Source organism: Methylosinus sp. DMC45, assembly GCF_056313885.1.
Genome location: NZ_JBQUZK010000046.1, coordinates 77,210 through 96,361 on the forward strand (window position 1 = coordinate 77,210; position 19,152 = coordinate 96,361).

Here is a 19,152-nt window from a genome sequence, read left to right on the forward strand (position 1 = left end):
AAGCGGCGGACCTCCGCAATAGGCGCGGGGCGCTCTGTTTCATCCCGGCTTTCGGCCGGCGGCGCGCACGGCGATGAAGGAGGGCTCCGTCAGGTTCCAAACGTCGACATTGGCGGGGAAGACCATGTCGCCCGGCGGCAGAATGGCGCAGCGGCCCTCGTAATCGCAGGCCTCGACGATCAGGCCGGCGTCCTCGAAAATGAGGCGCAAGGCGTCGCGGCTGAAACGGAAGAAATCATTGGGATGGGCGTGGATGGGGAAGCACTGATGCGTGCCGATCCAGAACAGGCCGCCCGGCGCGAGCACGCGGGCGATCTCCTTCGCCGCGATCCAGGGCCGCTCCAAATGCTCGAACACGGCGTTGGCGAGGAAGCAGTCGAAGGCGCCGGTCCATTGCGCGGGCAGCGCATGGAGATCGGCGACGACGTCCACGTCATGGCCCTCGCGCACGTCGATCTTCAGATAATTCTCGTCGCGCACCCACGGAAAAAGCACGTGCGAATGAGTCGCGACGCCGGCCACGGATTGCCGCGTGCCCGCCTCCAGCACGCGCGCCGGCCGGCGCTCGCTCCGCAGGCGCTCGAAGACCGCGGCGACGTCCGTCTCCGGCCGATAGGGCGGCGGGCGCTTGATCTCGGCCAGAAGCTCGCGATCCGGCTTGCGCCCTTGGCGCTCGCCGATGCGAATGAAATGCAGCAGCGGGTTCTCGCCGGAGGCGGCGACGTCGGGATAGCGCGCGAGATAGTCGACGGTCGAGAAGGACCAGCTCGGATCGCGGCCTTCTCGCGCGCCGAAGTCGAGATAATGGCGCGCCGGGTCGGCGCCGGTCTTACGGACGTCCGGATTTCGGTAGAGATACCAGCTGGCGTTGAAGAAGCGCGACCTCTTGATCGAGAAAAGCGCCCGTATGCGGCGAAGGCCCTGAAGCTGTGACAGTTTTGTTCCTCTAGCGAATATCCCAGGCGAGAGAGAACTCTACAGGGGCGCGAGGGTGAATCAAGAGCGTTGCTCGGCCCTCTATAGTGGCCCAAAAACTGCTTCCTCGCGGTCACGGAGACAAATGTCCGAAAGGGAACAGGAAATGTCCGAGGAGACCGGGGGCTATTTCATCGATTGGGACGGCAAGATGCGGCCCATCGGCCAGCCGGGCAAAGGGCTGCGCTGCGAGGTGGATCTGAAGGCCAAATATGTGATGGTCTTCAACAAATATGGCGGGCTCGATCACGAGTCGACCTGGTACGCCGACGAGGCCGCCGTCGCCAAGGCGGGCCTCAAGGTCGTTCACGCCGATCTCGATTCGCCGATCAAGATTTCCTCGATCGACTGATTTCGCGAGCTTTCCGCGGGGGCGGAGAGGGGGGACGGGGCGCCTGTGGCTGCGGGCGCCCCGATTTTTTTGTCCGATCCGGCGAATCAGGCGCCCTGCGGATGCGCCAGCGGCGGATGCTCGACATGGCGGGCGTGCAGCCGAAAGGCCAGGATCAGCTCCACAATGCCGAGCGCTATGGCGTAGATGCCGAGCCACCAGGTGAGCACAACAGCGCCGATGACCGGCGTCAGCAGCAGGAACAGGCCGAAGACCACGGCCAGCAGGCCGCCCAGCGCCAGCCACCAGCGGCCGTGATCCTCCTTCAGATCGAGCGCCGAGCCGAAGGTCAGCGCGCCGCCGACGACCTCGCCCGCGCCGAACACGGCCACGAAGATGAGAGCGGTGATGCCCGGCCAGAAGGCCGCGAAGGCGCCGGCGGCGATCTTCACCAGACCGGCGAGGAAGAGAAACAGCCAAGCTTCGCCCTGCCGCGCGGCGCGCACGGCGGCGACGATCGTCGCTATGCCGTCCACGGCGGCGAAGATCGCGAAGACCAGCACCAGCGACAATATGGTCACGCCGGGCTGGAACACGGCGATGAGGCCGAAGATGATCGCCGCGAGGCCGCGCAGGCCGATGGCCCACCAATTATGGGCGAGAATGGCGTTTTTCGCTTCGAGCTTGTTCAGATCGAACGGGCTGCCGCGAAACGGATCGCCGGATACGCTGCTCGTGCTCATGCTTGGCTCCTCGGAATTTCGATGCCGCGAGGCGACGGCTCACCGACGGGGGAGCCGTTCCCCCGCATGACATTGGTCCGTTTCGCATTTCGTCCAGGCCTCCGCCGCGGACGGCGAGCCGCATCGTCACGGCGTAATTATTTTCTCGATTTTAACCAAATCGCCACCGCTCTTGCCTAAGCTTCCGATGCGGCCATTTTTTGATTTGCGGGTGAAGAGCGCCTGAAAGGTCGTTGATCTTGAAGAATAATCTCATCGGAAAACTACATTCTTTGTTCAGCGTTCCGACCGACGACCTGGAGCTCGTCCGCGCGCAGTTTCGCGCATTCGCGCGGCAGATCCCGCTTCTCTATTTCATCCTGGCGACCAATGCGCTCGCTGTGATGTTCATCTTCGCGAAATTTGGTCATCCCTGGCTTTCCGTCTATGCGCCGAGCGCGCTCTGCGGCCTCTGCCTTGTGCGCGGCGTCGCCTGGTGGCGGATCGGGCGCTCTCGAGTGCCGGACGACATCGCCATCCGCCACATGCAGCGCACCAACAGGCTGGCTTTCGTCATCGCCGTGGCCTTCACCGCCTGGGGCCTGTCGCTCTACACCTTCGGCGACGGCGACGCCTATGCGAAGGCCCAGATCGTCTTCTTCCTGGCCTTGACGATGATCAGCTGCAACTTCTGCCTGATGCATCTGCGCTCGGCGGCGCTCAACGTGACCTTGGTCGGCGTCGCGCCTTTCAGCCTGTTCTTCTTCTTCGCGGACGATGGGCATTTTCGCGCGGCGTCGGTCAATCTGGCGCTCGCCGCCGTCGGCATGATCGCGATATTGATGATCTATTACCGCGATTTCGCGCATCTCGTGGCCTCGCGCCGCTCGCTGGCGGAGAAGCAGGCGGAGACGCAGCGGCTCAGCGACGAGAATTCGCGTCTCGCCAATATGGACGCTCTGAGCGGCCTGCCCAATCGCCGCGCGCTGATGACGAGGCTCGACCAGTGCAGCCGTAGCGCTGGCGCGACGCCCACCGCCGTCGTCTATATTGATCTCGACGGCTTCAAGGACGTCAACGACACTTATGGACATTCGACCGGCGATCGGCTGATCGACATAGTGGCCAAGGAGCTCCTCCGCGTTCTGCCGGAGGGCGCGATGCTGGCGCGCGTCGGCGGCGACGAGTTCGCGGCGGTGATCTCGGCCGCCGAGGCCGAGCGCGCGGCGCGCGCCTTCGCCAGCAGCGCGCTCGCGGTTCTGGCGCGGCCGATCCGCATCGGCGATCGCGCGGTGCAGATCGGCGCGAGCGTCGGCGTCTGCTGCACGGAGGCGGATGGCTGCGACGCGCAGGAGCTGTTCCGCCGCGCCGATATCGCAATGTATCACGTCAAGGCCAATGGCAAATCGGGCGTGCGGATCTACACGCCCGATCTCGATCTCGAGCGCCAGCGCCAGCAGGACATAGAGGATCAGCTGCGCCGCGCCCTGCGCGCCGATGAGCTCGAGGTGGTCTATCAGCCCATCGTCGGCGCGATGGAAAATCGCGTCGTCGCCGTCGAGGCTCTGGTGCGCTGGCCGCGGCGGCCGGAGGGCGAGCTCACGCCCGATCAGTTCGTTCCGATCGCCGAGCGCAGCGGGCTCATCAATCAGCTCGGCCTGTTCGTGCTGCGTCGCGCCTGCGAGGATTTTCTCGATGTCGAGGCGATCAAGGTCGCCGTCAATGTCTCGCCCGCGCAGTTCCGCGATCCCGATTTCGAGCGCGCGGTGATGCGGACCTTGCTGGAGACCGGCTTTTCCACCGCGCGTCTCGAGCTCGAGGTGACGGAGGGCTATCTGATCGATCATCCGCAGCGGGCGGCGGCGGTGATCTCCTTCCTGAAGACGCTGGGCGTCGCCGTGGCGCTGGATGATTTCGGCGCCGGCTACACCAGCATCGCCTATCTGCAGAAATACGGCTTCGACCGCATCAAGCTGGACAAATCGCTCGTCGATCGGGTGACGATCTCGAAATCGACCGGCGTGCTCGTCGCCGGCGCCATTCACATGGCCAATGCGCTCGACATGGCGGTGACCGCCGAGGGCGTGGAGACGGAGGAGCAGGCCTATGTGCTCGGCCTCGCCGGCTGCCAGCGCCTGCAGGGCTTTCTGTTCGGCCGGCCGATGCCGCTCGGCGCTTTTCTGGCGATGGCCGCCGCCGCTGCGCCGGCGCCGACGGCGGTCTCGGCCGCTTGACGAAACGGAGGAGCCGCGCGCCTTCGACTTTTATCGGCCGCGCTGGTCCCAGGAGCCGCCCATCGTCTTCACGAGATGAATGTAGTCGAAAAGATCGCTGAGCATGAAATGGCGGTTCTCGATCGTCTTCATATGGGCGACCGTGTGAGCGTCGCCCGCGAGATAGCGGGAGGCCGTGGTTCGAAACTGCTCGGGCAGGCTGAGGTTGAAAGAGGAAGGCTGCGTGAGCATGCGGCAGATCTGGTCGAAGAGCAGCCGGAAGCGCTCGTCCTCCGGGTCCATGTAGACGTCCCCGAAATCCTCCTTGTAGCGGCCGAAAAGAGCGAGATAATCGTCGCTGTCGGGCTTTTGCTGCATCGGGCTCCTCCCTGCCGGCTCGAATCCCTTCGGCATGAAAGAACGGCGCCACATGCGGCGCCATTTGAGCCCGGCCCCGCAAATCCGCTATAGAGAAGCCGCCGCGCCGCCGCGGCCTTTCCCCCGAGGCGTTCCCGATCGTGACCTTTGGCGCTGCTCCCTCCCTCACTTCCGCTTTCACGCCCTTCGACGCCGGCGCGGAGGTCGTCGCCGCCGCCTTTCTCGGCGAGACGCCCGTGCTGGCGCTCGCCGACGGGCGGCTCGCCCTTCTCGAAGGCGATGCGCCTCGTCACGTCGTCGCCCATGCGGACGGCGCCATATTGGTCGCGGCGAGCGACGGGCGGCGGCTGATCACCGGCGGCGACGACGGCCTCGTCATCGCGTCCGACAGCGCCGGCGGGCTCGAGATCATCGCCGATGAGAAGGGCAAATGGATCGACGCCGTCGCCGCGCGCTTCGATGGGACGCTCGCCTGGTCCGCCGGCCGCGAGCTGCGCGCGCGCACGCCAAAGGGCGAGGTCAAGTCGCTGCCGCTGCCGTCGAGCTCGCGCGGGATCGCCTTTTTTCCCAAGGGCTATCGGCTCGCCATCGCCCATTACAATGGCGTCTCGCTGTGGTTCCCCAATGCGGGCGCGCCGGAGTTTCTGGAGTGGAAGGGCTCGCATCTCGACGCCGCCGTCTCGCCGGACGGCAAATTCGTGCTCACCTCCATGCAGGAGAACATGCTGCACGGCTGGCGCGTCTCCGACGGCAAGAATATGCGCATGGCCGGCTATCCGGCGAAGACGCGCTCGCTCTCCTGGTCGCATGACGGCAAATGGCTCGCCACCTCCGGCGCCGACGCCTGCGTCGTCTGGCCCTTCCAAGCCAAGGACGGGCCGATGGGCGAGGCGCCGCGCGAATGCGGCGTGCGGGCGGAGGTGAAGGTGACGCGCGTCGCCTTCCATCCGAGCGCGCTCGCCGTGGCGATCGGCTATGAGGATGGCATGGTGATGCTCTGCCGCCTCACCGACGCCGCCGAGCTGCTGGTGCGCGCGCCGGAACCGGGGGCCCCCACGCGCATTTCGGCTCTGAGCTGGGACGCCAAGGGAACGCGGCTGCTCGTCGGCGCCGAGAATGGCGCGGCCGGCGTGCTGACGCTGCCGAAGAAATAGGGCAAGAAGAAATAGGGCAAAGAGCGGGAGGCGAGATGGCCGCCCAAATTCCCAAGCTTCTGTCGATCGCCGGCTCCGATCCGAGCGGCGGCGCCGGCGTGCAGGGCGATCTCAAGACATTCTCGGCGCTGGGCTGCTACGGCATGGCGGCGATCACGGCGCTGACCGCGCAGAACACGCGCGGCGTCAGCCTAGTTCATGCGGTTCCGGCGCCGGTCGTCGCCGCGCAGATCGACGCGATCTTCGCCGATATAGAGGCGGATGCGGTCAAGATCGGCATGCTGGCCGAGCCCGCCATCGCGCAGGCCGTGGCGGAATCGCTCGCCCGCGCCGGCGCGCGGCGCATAATCCTCGACCCCGTGCTGGTCGCGACGAGCGGGGATTCGCTCTCCGCCGCCGGGCTCATCGAGACGATGATCGCGCGGCTGTTTCCGCTCGCGGCTGTGGTCACGCCCAATCTGCCGGAGGCCGCCGCCCTGCTCGGCGCGAGCGAGGCCGCCACGCCGCAGGAGATGGCCGAGCAGGGTCGGGCGCTGGCGGCGCGCGGCGCGCGCGCCGTGCTGATGAAGGGCGGGCATCTTTCAGGCGAGCCGCTCGACATTCTCGTCGCGGGCGGGCAGGTCCACGCGTTCCACGGCGCGCGCGTGGCGACGCGCAATCTTCACGGCACGGGCTGCGCGCTCTCCTCCGCCATAGCGGCGAATCTCGCGCATGGCGCCGAGCTCGTCCCGGCGATTCGCTCGGCCAAGGATTTTTTGACAGAGGCGCTCGGCGCGGCGGATGCGCTCGCGCTCGGCGGCGGGCGCGGGCCGCCGAACCTTCTCCAATCTCTCTGGAAAAGCTGAAATCAGCGCAGGATTTGCGCCGACCGCCGTCCCCTGCCGCGCAGCGAGGCGATGCTGGTGCGATCGAGGATCAGCGCCATGGCGTCGCGCACGTCCAGCATCAGATCGCGAATCGCGCAGGCGTCCTCGTCCGGGCAGTCGTTGCAGCGCTGATAGGCGGTGCGGCTGGCGCAGGCGATGGGCGCGAGCGGGCCGTCGAGAATGCGGATGATCTGGCCGACGGTGATCTTGTCGGCCGGACGGGCGAGGTGATAGCCGCCGCCCTTGCCCTTCTTGCTGTTGAGAATGCCGGCGTTGCGCAATTCCAGCAGAATCGCGTCGAGGAACTTGCGCGGGATGTTGTTCTGCGTCGCCATGTCGCCGGCGAGGCACTGCCCTTCGGCGCCGGCGAGATGGATCAGCGCCTTGAGCCCGTATTTCGCTTTGTTGGACAGCATCGGTTCGCAATCTCTCCCGTCCGCGCGCCGCAGTGAGCGCGAGCCTCGCCTCCGGCAAGTCGGCAAACCCCATGGGCTCTCTCGCGATCTGCGCCTCGAGCGAGGCGTTTTCATGATGGCGAAACGCGAGGGGAGCGCGCCGAAACCCATGACGACGAAGCGGATAGAATAGATATATCGACTATCACGCAAGAAGGAAAACGCCAGCATCGAATCCGTCGCGGAGCAGAAAATTTCTGCCGCTGAAAGGGTTCCGCCGCCCCGCCCGCGCTTTTTGCGCAGCCAGCGGATCACTAATTCACTAGAATTCTAGAGTGACGCCGGCTGTCCAGACGAAGCTTTCGCGCTTGCCCGGGCGCAGCCGCCCGCGCGCGGGGCGGCGGCCGGGGAAACCGTCGACGCCCATAGGATTTGTCGCCCGCCATTGTGCGGCGCACAGTCCCGCTGGACGGATCGGCGTTTCATCGTTAGGACGTGCGGCTATCCCGGAGAATGTCAATGGCGCGCACGCGCATCTGTCTCGCACGGCACGGCGAAACGAATTGGAATCTCGAGAGGCGCGTTCAGGGGCAGCTGAACATCCCCCTGAATGTGAGAGGGCTGGCGCAGGCCGAGGCGCTGGCGCGCGAGCTCGGCTCCACCCGTTTCGACCGCATCTACAGCAGCGATCTCAAGCGCGCCGTGCAGACCGTCACGCCGCTGGCGCGCCGGCTCGGCCTGCCCATAGAGACGAGCGTCGCGCTGCGCGAGAAAGACGACGGCGAATGGCACGGCATGACCTTCGACGATGTCGACCGCGCCTTTCCGAGCGAGCACGCCAAGCATCGTCAGCGACAGGCGGATTTTCTCATTCCCGGCGGCGAGACGCTCGCCGCTTTCGCCGCGCGCGTCGGCGATGAGCTGACCGCCATAGCGGCGCGGCATCCGGGCGAGACAGTGCTCGTCATCGCCCATGCCGGCGTGCTGGACATAGGCTATCGCCTCGCCACCGGCCTCGGCCTCTCCGAGAAGCGCGATCCGCCGGTGCTGCACGCCGCGCCCAATTGGTTCTTCTATGAGGACGGTCGCTGGACGCTCGAGCGCTGGGCGGAGGAGGGCGCGCGCGAGCGCGTCGTCATGCCCTATGACGGGCGCAAGCTGGAGCGCCGTCCGGCGGCGCGGCTGCTGCCGCTGGACGAGCAGAATCGCGTTCTTCTGTTCCGCTATTCGACGCGCCTGTCGCCGGTGTTCGTCGAGCAGGGACATTCGCATTTCTGGGGCTCGATCGGCGGCGCCCTGGAGCCCGGCGAGACCTTCGACGCCGCGGCCCGCCGCGAGCTCGCCGAGGAGACCGGGCTCACCGACGTCGAGATCGGCGACATCGTCTTCTCGCGCGCGTTTCCGATGCAGCTCGGCGAGGATTGGTTCCAGGCCGACGAGCGCTTCTACGCTATTCGCACGGGCGAGTTCACGCCCGACACCAGCGGCTTCACCGAGATAGAGCGCAGCGACGTGCTCGGCTGGAAATGGTGGAGCGCCGAGGAGATCGCCGCGACGCAGGAGCTGGTGTTCCCCGAGGCGCTGGATTGGCTGCTGGGGAAGATCGTGCGCTGATCTTTGCTCTGCCCTTGGACGAAAAAGCGAGCCTGAAGGCTCGCGGTCCAGGGCGCGCTGTTGGACCGCGAGCCTTCAGGCTCGCGTAGCCTCGTCCTCCCTCCGATTTGCGTCAGTCGAAATCCGCCGCTGCGAACTCCGGCAGGCGCTCCGCCCGCGCCGAAAATTCCGCGAGCGCGGGAAAGTCCGCGGCCGCGAGCCGATCCGCCGCGACGCTGCGCGTGAAGCGCCAAGCGACGGCGGCGGTTATGTCCGCCTGCAGCGGGCGCGCGCCGAACAGAAATCCGTCCGCGGCCGCGGCGATCTCCGCCTCCAGCAGCCGATAGGCGGCCAAAAGCTGGCCTTCGACGCGCTCGACCCAGGGCGCATGCCGCTTCTCGTCGGGCCGCTTCGACTCATAGACGAGCTGCACGGTCTTCTCATTCGCCGCCAGCGCCAGCCCGATGATTCGTTGCGCGCGCAAGAAATGCTCCGGCCGTTCCGGCGTGAGCCTGCGCTCGGCGGGGACGAGACGCTCCAGATATTCGAGGATCAGAGTCGAATCGAGCAGCGTCACGCCTTCATTGGTGACCAGCGTCGGCGCCTTCACGATCGGATTGACTCCGGCGAAGGCGTCGAAATCGCGAAACACCGACAATGGCTCGTGCACGAAAGGCAGGCCGAATGCGTTCAGCGATACGGCGACGCGTCTGACATAGGGCGAATCCAGCATTCCGATGAGACGCATTTTTCAAAATCCTTCTCGCTCGCCCCGGCCCAAAGACGCCATCATTGCGACAAATGCGATAATTCGACGACCATTGCGATTTTCGCGCATAGGGCGAAAATGAGCAATCTCTGCAATGCGCCCGGCGCGGCGTCCCTTTATGCTCGAAATCCATGAAGCAGACGACACGCAATGATTATGCGCGGCGCATCGAGCGCGTCACCGAGGCGATTTTTCGCGATCCCGCGCGATCCCGCTCGCTGGAGGAGTGGGCGTCGCTCGCCAATTTCTCGCCGTTTCATTTTCATCGCATCTATCGCGCCATGCAGGGCGAAAGCGTCGCCGACACAATTCGCCGCGCCCGCCTCACCCTCGCCGCGCGAGCGCTGGCGACGAGCGCGCGCAGCGTCGCCGATATCGCATTGGAGGCGGGCTATGAGAATGCGCAGAGCTTCGCGCGCGCCTTTCGCGGCTTCGTCGCCGTGAGCCCTACGCAGTTTCGCGCGACGCATCGCGCCGCCTCCGATTTCACTCTGCCTTCCCCCGTCGTCGTCACGAGAAAGGACGCAGCCATGAATGTCGAGATCGTCGAGCTGGCGCCGATCCGCGCGCATCTCCTCGAGCACAAGGGGCCGGTGGCCTCGATACCGGAGACATGGGCGGGCCTGTGGCGCTGGCATATGCAGGCGGGCCTCGCCGGGCGGGCGCTCTATCCGATCGGCGTCTGCTATGGCGACCCGGAAGAAGATTGCGGCTTTCGCTATTGCGCCGGCCTGGTTTTTCCTGAGGGCGTCGCCGCTTCGGGCGAGGTGACGATCGTGGATATGGTCGGCGGGCGCTACGCCTCCTATCGGCATGTCGGCCCTTATAGCGGCATCGCCGCCGCCTTTCAGAAGCTCTATGGCGAATGGCTGCCGACGAGCGGTCATGAGCCGGATGATCGCCCCGCGCTCGAGATCTATCGCAACACGCCCTATGACGCGCCGCCGGAAGGGCTCATCACCGATCTGCTCATTCCGGTGCAATGACGATCAGCCTCGTCTCGCACCACCGATCTGCGACGAGCCAGCAGATCGTGGCCGCAGCCAGCGAGGGGATCGCAAATGCGATCCACATTGCGGCTGCTCCTGTGATCCCCATCCTCCCGACGCCCAGTGTCGCGCAATAGGCCGCTACGACGCAGAGGTCTGCGATCAAAGTGCTGAGCCAAGCATCGGCCATTTGGCGGTGGCCGCGAGAAAGGGCCAGAACGGCGAAATTCACCCCCGTGAGAAGCGCGAAGGGGAAGCCGACGGTGAGCCCGACGACTGGGATCAGCAGGGGAACTCGGCGCGTGATCTCGGGTTCCGCAAGGAAGAAAAGCAGCCAGATCGGCGCCGTTCCGGCGAGCGGACCGAGCAATGCGAATATGGCGACGATTTTCGAGAAATTCTTCCAATACATGGCGATAAATCGATAGCTTCGACGCTGGCGCGTAATGCGCGTCAGCGTCGCAAATCGCGCGTGGGAAAGCTAGCGCGAAATGCGAAAGCGCAATATGCGGCTCTCGCCGACGTCGAAAAACTGAATGCGCTTGCCGCCGGCGCGTTCGGCGATCGTCGGCCAGAAGGCGCGGGCGGCGGCGTTGTCGCGGTGGAAGGACAGCTCCCACCAGCCAACGCGCGTGTGAAACGCCTGCATCGCCGCCTCGCCGCCGCAGCCGGCGCGGCGCAGATGCGGCAGCACGTAGAATTCCGCTATCGAGGCGTCGACCGGATAGCCGGAGATAGAGATGGCGTTGACGAGGGTGAAGCCGGCGGAGGCGCCGTCGGCCTCGATCACATAAGGAGAGCGGCTCGGCTCGCGCCAATAGGAATCGAGAAAGGGATAATTGTCCGGCTCGTCATAGCCCCAGGGGCCGAGCTCGACGAGATAGCGCCGCAAGAGCGCGGCGATCTCTCGCTTTTCCTCGAGCGGCGCCAGCCGCAGTCTCACATCCATGGCTCGCTTTCCTCTTGCGCCTCACGGCGCGGGATTGCTGTGCAGCTGATGAATCTCGTCGATGCGCGCTTCGATTTCCGGCGTGATCGTCACCTCGAGCGAATCCAAATCCTCCTGCAATTGCGCCATCGTCGTCGCGCCGATGATGTTGGAGGTCACGAAGGGACGCGAGGTGACGAAGGCGAGGGCGAGCTTCGCCGGCGAGACGCCGATCTCCTTCGCCAGCGCGAGATAGGCGTCGATCGCCTGCATGACGCCGGGCTTCTCATAGCGCTGGCCGCGCTCGAACAAAGTGGTGCGCGCGCCGGCGGGACGCGCGCCATTTTGATATTTGCCGGTGAGATAGCCCTGCGCCAATGGCGAATAAGCGAGCAGGCCGACATCCTCGCGCGTCGCGAATTCAGCGAGGCCGATCTCGAAAGTGCGATTGATGAGGTTGTAGGCGTTCTGGATCGAGACGACGCGCGGCCCATGGCCTTTCTCGGCCGCGCTCAAAAAGCGCGCGACGCCCCAGCTCGTCTCATTGGAGAGCGCGACATGGCGAATCTTGCCGGCTTTCACCAGGTCAGCGAGCGCCTCCAGCGTTTCCTCTATGGGGATTTCGTCGACCTTCGGCGGCGCGCGATAAATGGTTCCGCCGGCGCCGAACAGCGGCAGCGGGCGATCCGGCCAATGCAGCTGATAGAGATCGACATAATCCGTCTGCAGGCGCTTCAGCGATCCGTCGATCGCATATTCTATGTTCTTGCGATCGAGCCTGGTTCCCTCGGCGTCGGGACGCAGATAGGGGCTTTCGCTGCGGCCCGAGACTTTCGTCGCCAATATCACTCTGTCGCGGTTCTTTCGCGCCGCGAGCCAGGAGCCGATGATGCGCTCGGTCGAGCCCTGCGTCTCGGCGCGCGGCGGGATGGAATAGATTTCCGCCGTGTCGATGAAATTGACGCCGCGATCGAGCGCATGGTCGAGCTGCGCATGTCCCTCGGCCTCGGTGTTCTGCTGGCCCCATGTCATTGTGCCGAGCATGATCGCCGACACGCTGAGATCAGTGCGGCCCAATTTGCGATAATCCATTGCGTTGCGACCTTTCGTTTCAGGCGTTCTGCGTCGTCGCATCGCCGACGATGCGGCCGAGGCCGTTGGGAATGCGCGGGCTGGGCAGAACATAACGATTGCGGTCGCGCACCATTGTGGCGACGCCCGCGAAATCGAGCTTGCCGGAGCCGAGCAGCGGCAATTTGTCGACGATCATGAATTCGGCCGGGACCATCAGCTCCGACGCGCCTTTCGATTTGGCGAAGGCGAGGAATTCGGGACGCGTGGCATCCTTTTGCTGAGTCACCAGCACGATGCGCTCGCCCTTGCGCGGATCGAGCTCGCGCGCCGCCGCCGACAGCGAATTGGGCCACAGTTCCGCGGCGAGCGTCTCCACGGCGGCGAGCGAGATCATCTCGCCGCCGATCTTGGCGAAGCGCTTGGCGCGGCCCTGAATTTTTATATAGCCCTGCGCATCGACGGTGACGATGTCTCCGGTGTCGTGCCAGCCCTCGGCCGGCGGCTTCAGCACGCCGGGATCGTCGGCCAGAAGATAGCCGAGCATCACATTGGGGCCGCGCACGAAGAGACGGCCGCCCTCGGCGACGCCGGGAACGGTCTCGAGGCGCAGCTCCATGCCCGGCAGCAGCCGGCCGACGCTGCCGAAGCGGTTGAACATGGGCGTGTTGAGCGCTAGCGCCGGCGCCGTCTCGGTGACGCCATAGCCCTCGAGAATGCGAATGCCGAATTTCTCGAGATAGACCTCGCGCGTTCCCTGCTTCACCGGCTCGGCGCCGGCGATGACATAGCGCAGCGAGCGGAAGTCGTAGGAATGCGCGACGCGCGCATAGCCGTTGAGGAATGTGTCCGTGCCGAGCAGCACTGTGGCGTTGGCGTTGTAGACGAGCTCCGGCACGATCTTATAGTGCAGCGGTGAGGGGTAGAAATAGACCGGCACGCCGGAGACGATCGGCAGGATGAAGCCGACATTGAGGCCGAAGCAATGGAACACCGGCAGCACGCTGAACAATTTGTCGGTGCGGCCGAAGTCGATGCGCGCGGCGGCCTGGGCGGCGTTGGCGAGCAGGTTTTTGTGCGAGAGCACCACGCCCTTGGGGGCGCCTTCCGAGCCCGAGGTGAAGAGAATGGCCGCCGCATCGTCGGGGCTGCGCTTCTCCAGCGGCCGCTTGTGGCGCAGCAAAGCGGAGAGCTTGTCGGCGCGCGTGATCTCGCCGCGCACATCCTCGAGATAGACGATGCGGAACTCTTTATCGAGCGCGGCGATCAGCGCGTCGAGCTTGCCCTTCTCCACAAAGGCGCGTGAGGTCAGCAGCGTTGTCGCCTGCGCGGATTTGAGGCCGGAGGCGATGTTCGCCGCGCCGGCGGTGAAATTCACCATGGCCGCGACGCGCCCGGCGCCGACGATGGCGAAGATGGTGACGCCGGCGGCGTTGGAATTGGGCAGCATGACGCCGAGCGCCTCGCCCGTCTGCGAGATGCGCTGCAGCTTGCGGCCCAGCGCATGGGCGCCGATCATGATGCGCTTATAGGTGAGCGCGCCGGCGATCGGGTCCTGGATCGCGACGCGGCCGGCGCCATGCTCGCGCGCCGCGTCGACGAGCGCCTGATGCAGCGTGCGGTCGATGGGGCTGGTGCGGAAGACGAGATCGGACATGATCTCGTAGAGCGCCGCGCCGGAGGCGATGCGCCGCGCCTTGCCGCGCAATGCGGGATCGACCTCGAGCCGCGTCGGCTCCAGCACGGTGAGCGTGAATTTGGGGAAGAAGCGGCGGCGCGCCTGCTCGCGGGTCAAGCGCGAGAACATCGTCGCTTCCGGCCCCTCGATGCGCACGGGCACGACCCAGGCGCCGGATTTTTCCGCGATGAGTCCGGCGCCGTCATAGACCTTCATCAGGCTGCCGGTGACGGTGAGCCGTCCCTCCGGGAAGATGACCAGAGGATCGCCGTTGCGAACCGCATTGACCAGCGTGCGCGTGCCGAGCGGACGCGTCGGATCGAGCGGAATGGCGCGCACATAGCGCAGGAAGGGCCGCACCCACCATTTCGTCGCGATGGTCGAGTCGATGGCAAAGACGGGATCGACCGGCAGCACGCAGAGGATCGCCGCGGCGTCGAGGAAGCTCACATGATTGAGCGCGATGATCGGATTCTTGCCCGCCCTGGCGAAATTGGCGAAGCCTTTCACCTCGAGCCGATAGAAGGCGCGGAAGATGATCGACAGGGCGTCACGAAAAGGGGAGACGACGACCGCTTTGTAGATCCATATGGCGGCGAGCGCCATGAGTCCGCCCATGCCGAGAAAGAGATCCGGCACGGAGACGCCCTTGCTCTGCAGCAGCGCGACGGCGAAGGCGCCGCCGGCCATGAAGGCGGCGTTGAGCACATTGACCGCGGCGATGATGCGCGAGCGCTCATGGGCCGGCGCATAGGCCTGCAGCGCGGCGAAGCTCGGCACGATCATCAGCCCGCCGGCGATAGCGAGAGAAGCGAGATCGATGGTCACGCGCCAGGCGCCGGAGAGCTCGAAGAATTCGGCGATCTCGAGCGGCGTCGTCGCCTCCTGCGGCGCGAGCGTCGCGAGAGTCCAGCCGAGATCGAGCGAGGCGCCGGCGATGATCGCCGCGCCGATCGCCGCCGGCAGCAGCACGATGCGTCCCGCCAGCAGGAAGGAGGCGAGGCCGGAGCCCACTGCGATGGCGATGGCGAAGACGGCGAGGAAGAGAGTGACGACCAGCTCCGAGCCATGCATGACATGCGTCACCAGCGGCGCCAGCAGCGACATTGCGATGACGCCGACGAGCCAGAAAATTCCCGTCACCACGCCGACGCGCCACAGCCGCTTGTCCTTCCACAATTCACGCAGCAGCACGGCGGTGGAGCGCAGCACATTGGGGTCGATGCGCAGATCGGGCGCGGCGCGCTCGGTGGGGGGAATGAGCCGCGCGGCGCCCCAGGCGGCCACGGCCGCGGCGGTGACGCCGATGGTGGTGATGATCGGCTCGCCGCCGCCATGCATGGCGAGGCCGCCGGCGATGGTGCCGGTGAGTATGGCGAGGAAGGTCGCGCCTTCCACCAGCGCATTGCCGGCCGGCAATTCCTCCTGGCGCAGGTGATCGGGAAGAATGCCGTATTTCACCGGGCCGAACAGAGCGCCGAGCACGCCGAAGGAAAACAGCGCCGCGAAGAGCACGGGAACGGAAGAGAGCGCGAAGCCGGCGACGGCGATCAGCGCCGCGCCCATCTCGACGAATTTCAAGCGCCGCGCGACCAGCGCCTTGTCGTATTTGTCGGCGATCTGTCCGCCGAGCGCCGAGAGAACGAAATAGGGCGCGATGAAAATGGCGCCGGCCAGCGTGACGAGCGACTCGCCCTCATGTCCGCCGATCTTGAACAATATGAGCAGAACCAGCGCGTTCTTGAGGAAATTATCGTTGAAGGCGGCGAAGAACTGGCACCAGAACAAAGGCGCGAAACGTTTGGTGAGGAGCAGATTGTCGGACATGTGAGAAATTCCGTCGGCGCGCGGCGAGAACATGGAGGTTTCGCCGATTCTGTTTAAGGATGGGTTGGTCGGCGGGCGTTGCGCGCCCGCACATATTACGCCGCGAGAGAGGCCCGCGGCGATGAGATTTTAGGATCGTGCGGCCCCCTCCCTCACCCTCCCCCGCTTTGCGGGAGAGGGAAGGCGGCAAACGTTACGCGAAATCTTCATGACGCGCGCAATCTGCCCCTCTCTCCCGCAGAGCGGGGGAGGGTCTGGGAGGGGGCGCGAGCGCGCTCGCCATTATCGAAAAGGCGGCTTGAACATTCGCGGCCTCCTGCTATGAACATCGTTCAGAAGCGACCATAGCACGATCTGAACAGCGCTCAAGAGAAAAATGAACGACGTTCAAAAAACTGAATCCAGCGCCGCGGAGCGCTCCGCGTCCAAGACCTCCACGCGCCGCGCCGATCTGCGCGCGCGGCTGGTGGCGGCGGGCCGCGCCGCGATCGCCGAGGGCGGGCTGCAGAATTTGAGGGCGCGCGATCTCGCCGCCGCCGCGGGCTGCGCCGTTGGCGCCATCTACAATGTGTTCGACGATCTCGACGATCTGATCCTGCGCATCGGCGCGGACACTCTGGCGCATCTGGAGCAGGGGCTCGCCGCGCCGCCCGGCCCCGCGCCGGAGCCGGCGGAGGAGCTGCTGCGCCTGTCGCGCTTCTATCTCTCCTTCGCCCGCGCCAATAAGGCGCTGTGGCGGGCGCTGTTCGAGCACAGGCTCGCCGGGGGCCGTCCCGCGCCGGCCTGGTATCTTGAGGATCAGGGCCGGCTCTTCGCTTTGGTCGAGGCGCCCTTGGCGCGGCTGCTGCCGGACGAGCCGGCGGCCGCGCGCGCGCTGCTGGCGCGCACCTTGTTCTCCGCCGTGCATGGCGTCGTCTCGCTCGGCCTCGAGGAGAAGCTCGCGCCAATGTCGGAGGCGGCGCTGGAGGGCGAGCTCGAGCGGCTGGTGCGCGCCTTCGCGGGCGGATTGACCATTCGGCGGCCGGGCGAAGACGCCTGGAAAGATTGATTTCGAGCTATGGCTTGCCTTCCAGAGCCCGACCTGAAATATCGGGTTTGGGAAGTTTAGAGCGCTATCCGATCCAATTGGATCGGATAGCGCTCCAAACGTCTCTCACTGGGCGCGAATTCTGATCGATCGAACGATTCCGTTCGATCGGAAAGCGCGCTAAAAGGCGCCTCGACCCATGCTGCTGTTTCTGCTCTTTTTGGTCGCGATGTGGGCGGGCGCGCAAAATGCGCTGGCCGGCGGCGGCTCCTTTCTCACTCTGCCGACGCTCATGCTCACCGGCATGGACGCCCGCGCCGCCAATGTCACCTCCTGCGTCGCGCTGTTTCCCGCGCAGATCGCCACCGGCTGGGCGGGCCGCGATCTCTCGCGCGGGGCGGCGGGCCTCGGCCTGCGCACGCTGTTCATCATCAGCATCGTCGGCGGGGCGGTGGGCGCGGTCATCCTGCTGCTGACGCCGCCGGCCTTCTTCGCCAAGCTCGTTCCCTGGCTGGTGCTGTTCGCGACCGTGGTGTTCGCCTATGGCAGCTTTCTGCGCAAGCCGGGCGAGGCCGATGCGCATCTTTCGACGCGCGGCGCCGGCGTGGCGCAATTTCTCATCTCGGTCTATGGCGGCTATTTCGGCGGCGGCATCGGCTTTCTGATGGTCGCGGCGCTGACCATGGCGGGGCAGAATGTGCGCATCGCCGCCGCGACCAAAAACGTGCTCGCCGCGGTGATGAACGCCTCCGCCGTGGCGATCTTCCTGTTCTCGCCGGATCTGCATCTCGCGCAGGCGCTCGTCACCTCGCTCGGCGCCACCATAGGCGGCGTCGTCGGCGCGCGCATGCTGCATCACATATCGGACAAATGGCTGCGCATTATCGTTGTCATCATCGGCGCGCTCTTGACCTTCGGTCTGTTCCAGCGCGCGCCGTGAGGCGTTTCGCCGCCGCCGATGGCTGCGAGGCATGGCTGGTCGGCGGGCGCGGCCTTCTTATCTAACCGCATCGGCGAAGCGCCGGCGCATAGGCCGCGGCGCGAAAAGTCGATGGAGGCCGAACTGTCCGACAATCGCAATCGAAGCGCCGCCGTGGCGGCCGCGACCCCCGCCGCCGGCGAGGATTATGACAGGCTCGGGCGCGACGCGCTCGTCTCGCTTCTGCGCAGCGTCATCGAGCAGCGCGACGACGTGCTCTCCAAATATGAGGCGATGGCGGTGCAGGTGGACGAGTCGACCCGCGAGATCGACGACGCCCAGCTCGAGGCCAGGCGCAATGCGCAAAAGGCCGACGGCGACGCCCGCAAGGCGCAAGAGGCCGAAAAGCGCGCCGCCGATCTGCAGCGCCAGCTGGACGACGAGCGCCGCGCCAAGGCGTCTCTCGCGGGAGATTTCGCGCGTTATCGCGACAAGGTGACGAGCACGCCCGTGGACGAGCCCTGGAGCCAGCTCTGGCGCGCGATCTCGCAGATCGTCGCGGACGCCGTCGCCTGGGCGCGCGCCAAGATTCCGGCGGACAGCCAATTCCTGCCCTGGTTCGACAAGGGCGTCGATTTCGCCAAGGCCACGGGCCGGCTGCTCGGCGAATGGAGCGTCGCGCTCTATGATTGGGCGCGTCCGCGGGCCATCGAGGGCTATGAATGGGCGAGGCCGCGCGCGATCGATCTGTGGAAAAGGGTGAAAACCGAGATCGAGCGGCGAACCGGCCCGGCAAAATCCTAAAAGGGCGCTGAAAAGCGCCTTTCGGCAAGCGTCGGCACGGCTGGTAAAGCGCGCGCCAATGCGTTAGATTCGCGACATGTACGCCCGTCGCGCCCTCGTCGCCGCCACCCTCTGCGCCACGCTCGGCCTCGCCTCCGCGGCGCAGGCGGCGGCCGCGCGCGGCGCCGTTCTCGCCTGCCGCGATCAAGCGGACATAAAACGCGCCTTTCGCCCGGCCTCGGACAAGGCCGCCAAGGACGACCCCGCCTATTTCCGCGGCAAGCTCCAGGCCGGCCAATGCGTGCAGCTCATGCGCGATCAGAAGGTTGACGTCGATCAGCGCGACGGCCCGCTGTGGTGCGTGCGCCCCTCCGGCGCGCTGGATTGCTTCTGGACGATCGATCGGGCGATCGAGCTCTACCCCGCGCCGCCCCTTCAGCCGGGCGAGCAGCCGTCCAAGAAAAAGGGCTGAATCGGCTTCCTGCGACGCGGCAACGCGCTTCCCTCGAGTTGGTCTGCGGCCTCTCGACTGGT

General features: G+C 66.0%; 20 protein-coding genes. 11 read left to right on the forward strand and 9 right to left on the reverse strand.

Annotation, left to right across the window (positions count from 1 at the left end):
• Window positions 1–39: 39 nt before the first annotated feature.
• On the reverse strand, window positions 40–495 hold the full coding sequence (locus tag ACT53T_RS14265; protein ID WP_476161705.1) for a methyltransferase domain-containing protein: 456 nt from the start codon (window positions 493–495) through the stop codon (window positions 40–42).
• A gap of 6 nt (window positions 496–501) precedes the next feature.
• On the opposite strand from ACT53T_RS14265, the gene ACT53T_RS14270 reads away from it, so the two are divergent.
• On the forward strand, window positions 502–933 hold the full coding sequence (locus ACT53T_RS14270; protein WP_476161706.1) for a hypothetical protein: 432 nt from the start codon (window positions 502–504) through the stop codon (window positions 931–933).
• Window positions 934–1,081: 148 nt separating this feature from the next.
• The gene (locus tag ACT53T_RS14275; protein ID WP_018266465.1) at window positions 1,082–1,327 is read left to right on the forward strand and encodes a hypothetical protein; all 246 of its coding nucleotides are present in this window, start codon (window positions 1,082–1,084) and stop codon (window positions 1,325–1,327) included.
• An 86-nt stretch (window positions 1,328–1,413) separates the two neighbouring features.
• Here ACT53T_RS14275 and ACT53T_RS14280 read toward each other — a convergent pair whose 3' ends face one another.
• Window positions 1,414–2,049, reverse strand: coding sequence for an HdeD family acid-resistance protein (locus ACT53T_RS14280; RefSeq protein ID WP_018266464.1), 636 nt, complete (start codon window positions 2,047–2,049; stop codon window positions 1,414–1,416).
• A 239-nt stretch (window positions 2,050–2,288) separates the two neighbouring features.
• On the opposite strand from ACT53T_RS14280, the gene ACT53T_RS14285 reads away from it, so the two are divergent.
• Entirely contained in the window at window positions 2,289–4,262 is a 1,974-nt protein-coding gene (locus ACT53T_RS14285) for a putative bifunctional diguanylate cyclase/phosphodiesterase (protein WP_476161707.1), read from the forward strand.
• A gap of 30 nt (window positions 4,263–4,292) precedes the next feature.
• Here ACT53T_RS14285 and ACT53T_RS14290 read toward each other — a convergent pair whose 3' ends face one another.
• Window positions 4,293–4,619 carry a hypothetical protein gene (locus tag ACT53T_RS14290; RefSeq protein WP_018266462.1) on the reverse strand — a complete coding sequence of 109 codons (327 nt, stop codon included), beginning with the start codon at window positions 4,617–4,619 and terminating at the stop codon, window positions 4,293–4,295.
• A 140-nt stretch (window positions 4,620–4,759) separates the two neighbouring features.
• On the opposite strand from ACT53T_RS14290, the gene ACT53T_RS14295 reads away from it, so the two are divergent.
• Window positions 4,760–5,773, forward strand: coding sequence for a WD40 repeat domain-containing protein (locus ACT53T_RS14295; RefSeq protein ID WP_476161708.1), 1,014 nt, complete (start codon window positions 4,760–4,762; stop codon window positions 5,771–5,773).
• A 35-nt stretch (window positions 5,774–5,808) separates the two neighbouring features.
• Window positions 5,809–6,618 carry a bifunctional hydroxymethylpyrimidine kinase/phosphomethylpyrimidine kinase gene (gene thiD / locus ACT53T_RS14300; RefSeq protein WP_476161709.1) on the forward strand — a complete coding sequence of 270 codons (810 nt, stop codon included), beginning with the start codon at window positions 5,809–5,811 and terminating at the stop codon, window positions 6,616–6,618.
• A gap of 2 nt (window positions 6,619–6,620) precedes the next feature.
• Here thiD and ACT53T_RS14305 read toward each other — a convergent pair whose 3' ends face one another.
• A complete protein-coding gene (locus ACT53T_RS14305; RefSeq protein WP_018266459.1) occupies window positions 6,621–7,055 on the reverse strand; it encodes an RrF2 family transcriptional regulator in 435 nt (144 codons plus the stop codon).
• A 498-nt stretch (window positions 7,056–7,553) separates the two neighbouring features.
• Here ACT53T_RS14305 and ACT53T_RS14310 point away from each other — a divergent pair, with 498 nt between their 5' ends.
• Entirely contained in the window at window positions 7,554–8,648 is a 1,095-nt protein-coding gene (locus ACT53T_RS14310; protein WP_400769563.1) for a histidine phosphatase family protein, read from the forward strand.
• A gap of 112 nt (window positions 8,649–8,760) precedes the next feature.
• Here the strand turns inward: ACT53T_RS14310 and ACT53T_RS14315 are convergent, their stop codons facing one another.
• Window positions 8,761–9,375, reverse strand: a complete 615-nt coding sequence (locus tag ACT53T_RS14315; protein WP_476161710.1) for a glutathione S-transferase — start codon at window positions 9,373–9,375, stop codon at window positions 8,761–8,763.
• A gap of 152 nt (window positions 9,376–9,527) precedes the next feature.
• Between ACT53T_RS14315 and ACT53T_RS14320 the strand changes: the two genes are divergently transcribed.
• The gene (locus ACT53T_RS14320) at window positions 9,528–10,382 is read left to right on the forward strand and encodes an AraC family transcriptional regulator (RefSeq protein ID WP_476161711.1); all 855 of its coding nucleotides are present in this window, start codon (window positions 9,528–9,530) and stop codon (window positions 10,380–10,382) included.
• Here the strand turns inward: ACT53T_RS14320 and ACT53T_RS14325 are convergent.
• From ACT53T_RS14325 to ACT53T_RS14340, 4 genes are all read right to left on the reverse strand, one after another.
• Window positions 10,366–10,797 (reverse strand): hypothetical protein, encoded by a 432-nt coding sequence (locus tag ACT53T_RS14325; protein WP_400769559.1) that lies wholly within the window; start codon window positions 10,795–10,797, stop codon window positions 10,366–10,368. The two genes, ACT53T_RS14320 and ACT53T_RS14325, sit on opposite strands and share 17 nt — an antisense overlap.
• Before the next feature lie 69 nt (window positions 10,798–10,866).
• A complete protein-coding gene (locus ACT53T_RS14330) occupies window positions 10,867–11,334 on the reverse strand; it encodes a GNAT family N-acetyltransferase (protein WP_476161712.1) in 468 nt (155 codons plus the stop codon).
• 21 nt (window positions 11,335–11,355) lie between these two features.
• Window positions 11,356–12,405, reverse strand: a complete 1,050-nt coding sequence (locus tag ACT53T_RS14335; protein ID WP_476161713.1) for an NADP(H)-dependent aldo-keto reductase — start codon at window positions 12,403–12,405, stop codon at window positions 11,356–11,358.
• Window positions 12,406–12,424: 19 nt separating this feature from the next.
• Entirely contained in the window at window positions 12,425–15,889 is a 3,465-nt protein-coding gene (locus ACT53T_RS14340; RefSeq protein WP_476161714.1) for an acyl-[ACP]--phospholipid O-acyltransferase, read from the reverse strand.
• 376 nt (window positions 15,890–16,265) lie between these two features.
• Here ACT53T_RS14340 and ACT53T_RS14345 point away from each other — a divergent pair, with 376 nt between their 5' ends.
• The 4 genes from ACT53T_RS14345 (at window position 16,266) to ACT53T_RS14360 (ending at window position 19,090) form a co-directional block, all read left to right on the forward strand.
• Window positions 16,266–16,937 (forward strand): TetR-like C-terminal domain-containing protein, encoded by a 672-nt coding sequence (locus tag ACT53T_RS14345; protein WP_476161715.1) that lies wholly within the window; start codon window positions 16,266–16,268, stop codon window positions 16,935–16,937.
• A gap of 178 nt (window positions 16,938–17,115) precedes the next feature.
• Window positions 17,116–17,856 carry a sulfite exporter TauE/SafE family protein gene (locus tag ACT53T_RS14350; RefSeq protein ID WP_476161716.1) on the forward strand — a complete coding sequence of 247 codons (741 nt, stop codon included), beginning with the start codon at window positions 17,116–17,118 and terminating at the stop codon, window positions 17,854–17,856.
• 111 nt (window positions 17,857–17,967) lie between these two features.
• On the forward strand, window positions 17,968–18,639 hold the full coding sequence (locus tag ACT53T_RS14355; RefSeq protein ID WP_476161717.1) for a hypothetical protein: 672 nt from the start codon (window positions 17,968–17,970) through the stop codon (window positions 18,637–18,639).
• A gap of 76 nt (window positions 18,640–18,715) precedes the next feature.
• Window positions 18,716–19,090, forward strand: a complete 375-nt coding sequence (locus ACT53T_RS14360; RefSeq protein WP_018266447.1) for a hypothetical protein — start codon at window positions 18,716–18,718, stop codon at window positions 19,088–19,090.
• Window positions 19,091–19,152 lie beyond the last annotated feature (62 nt).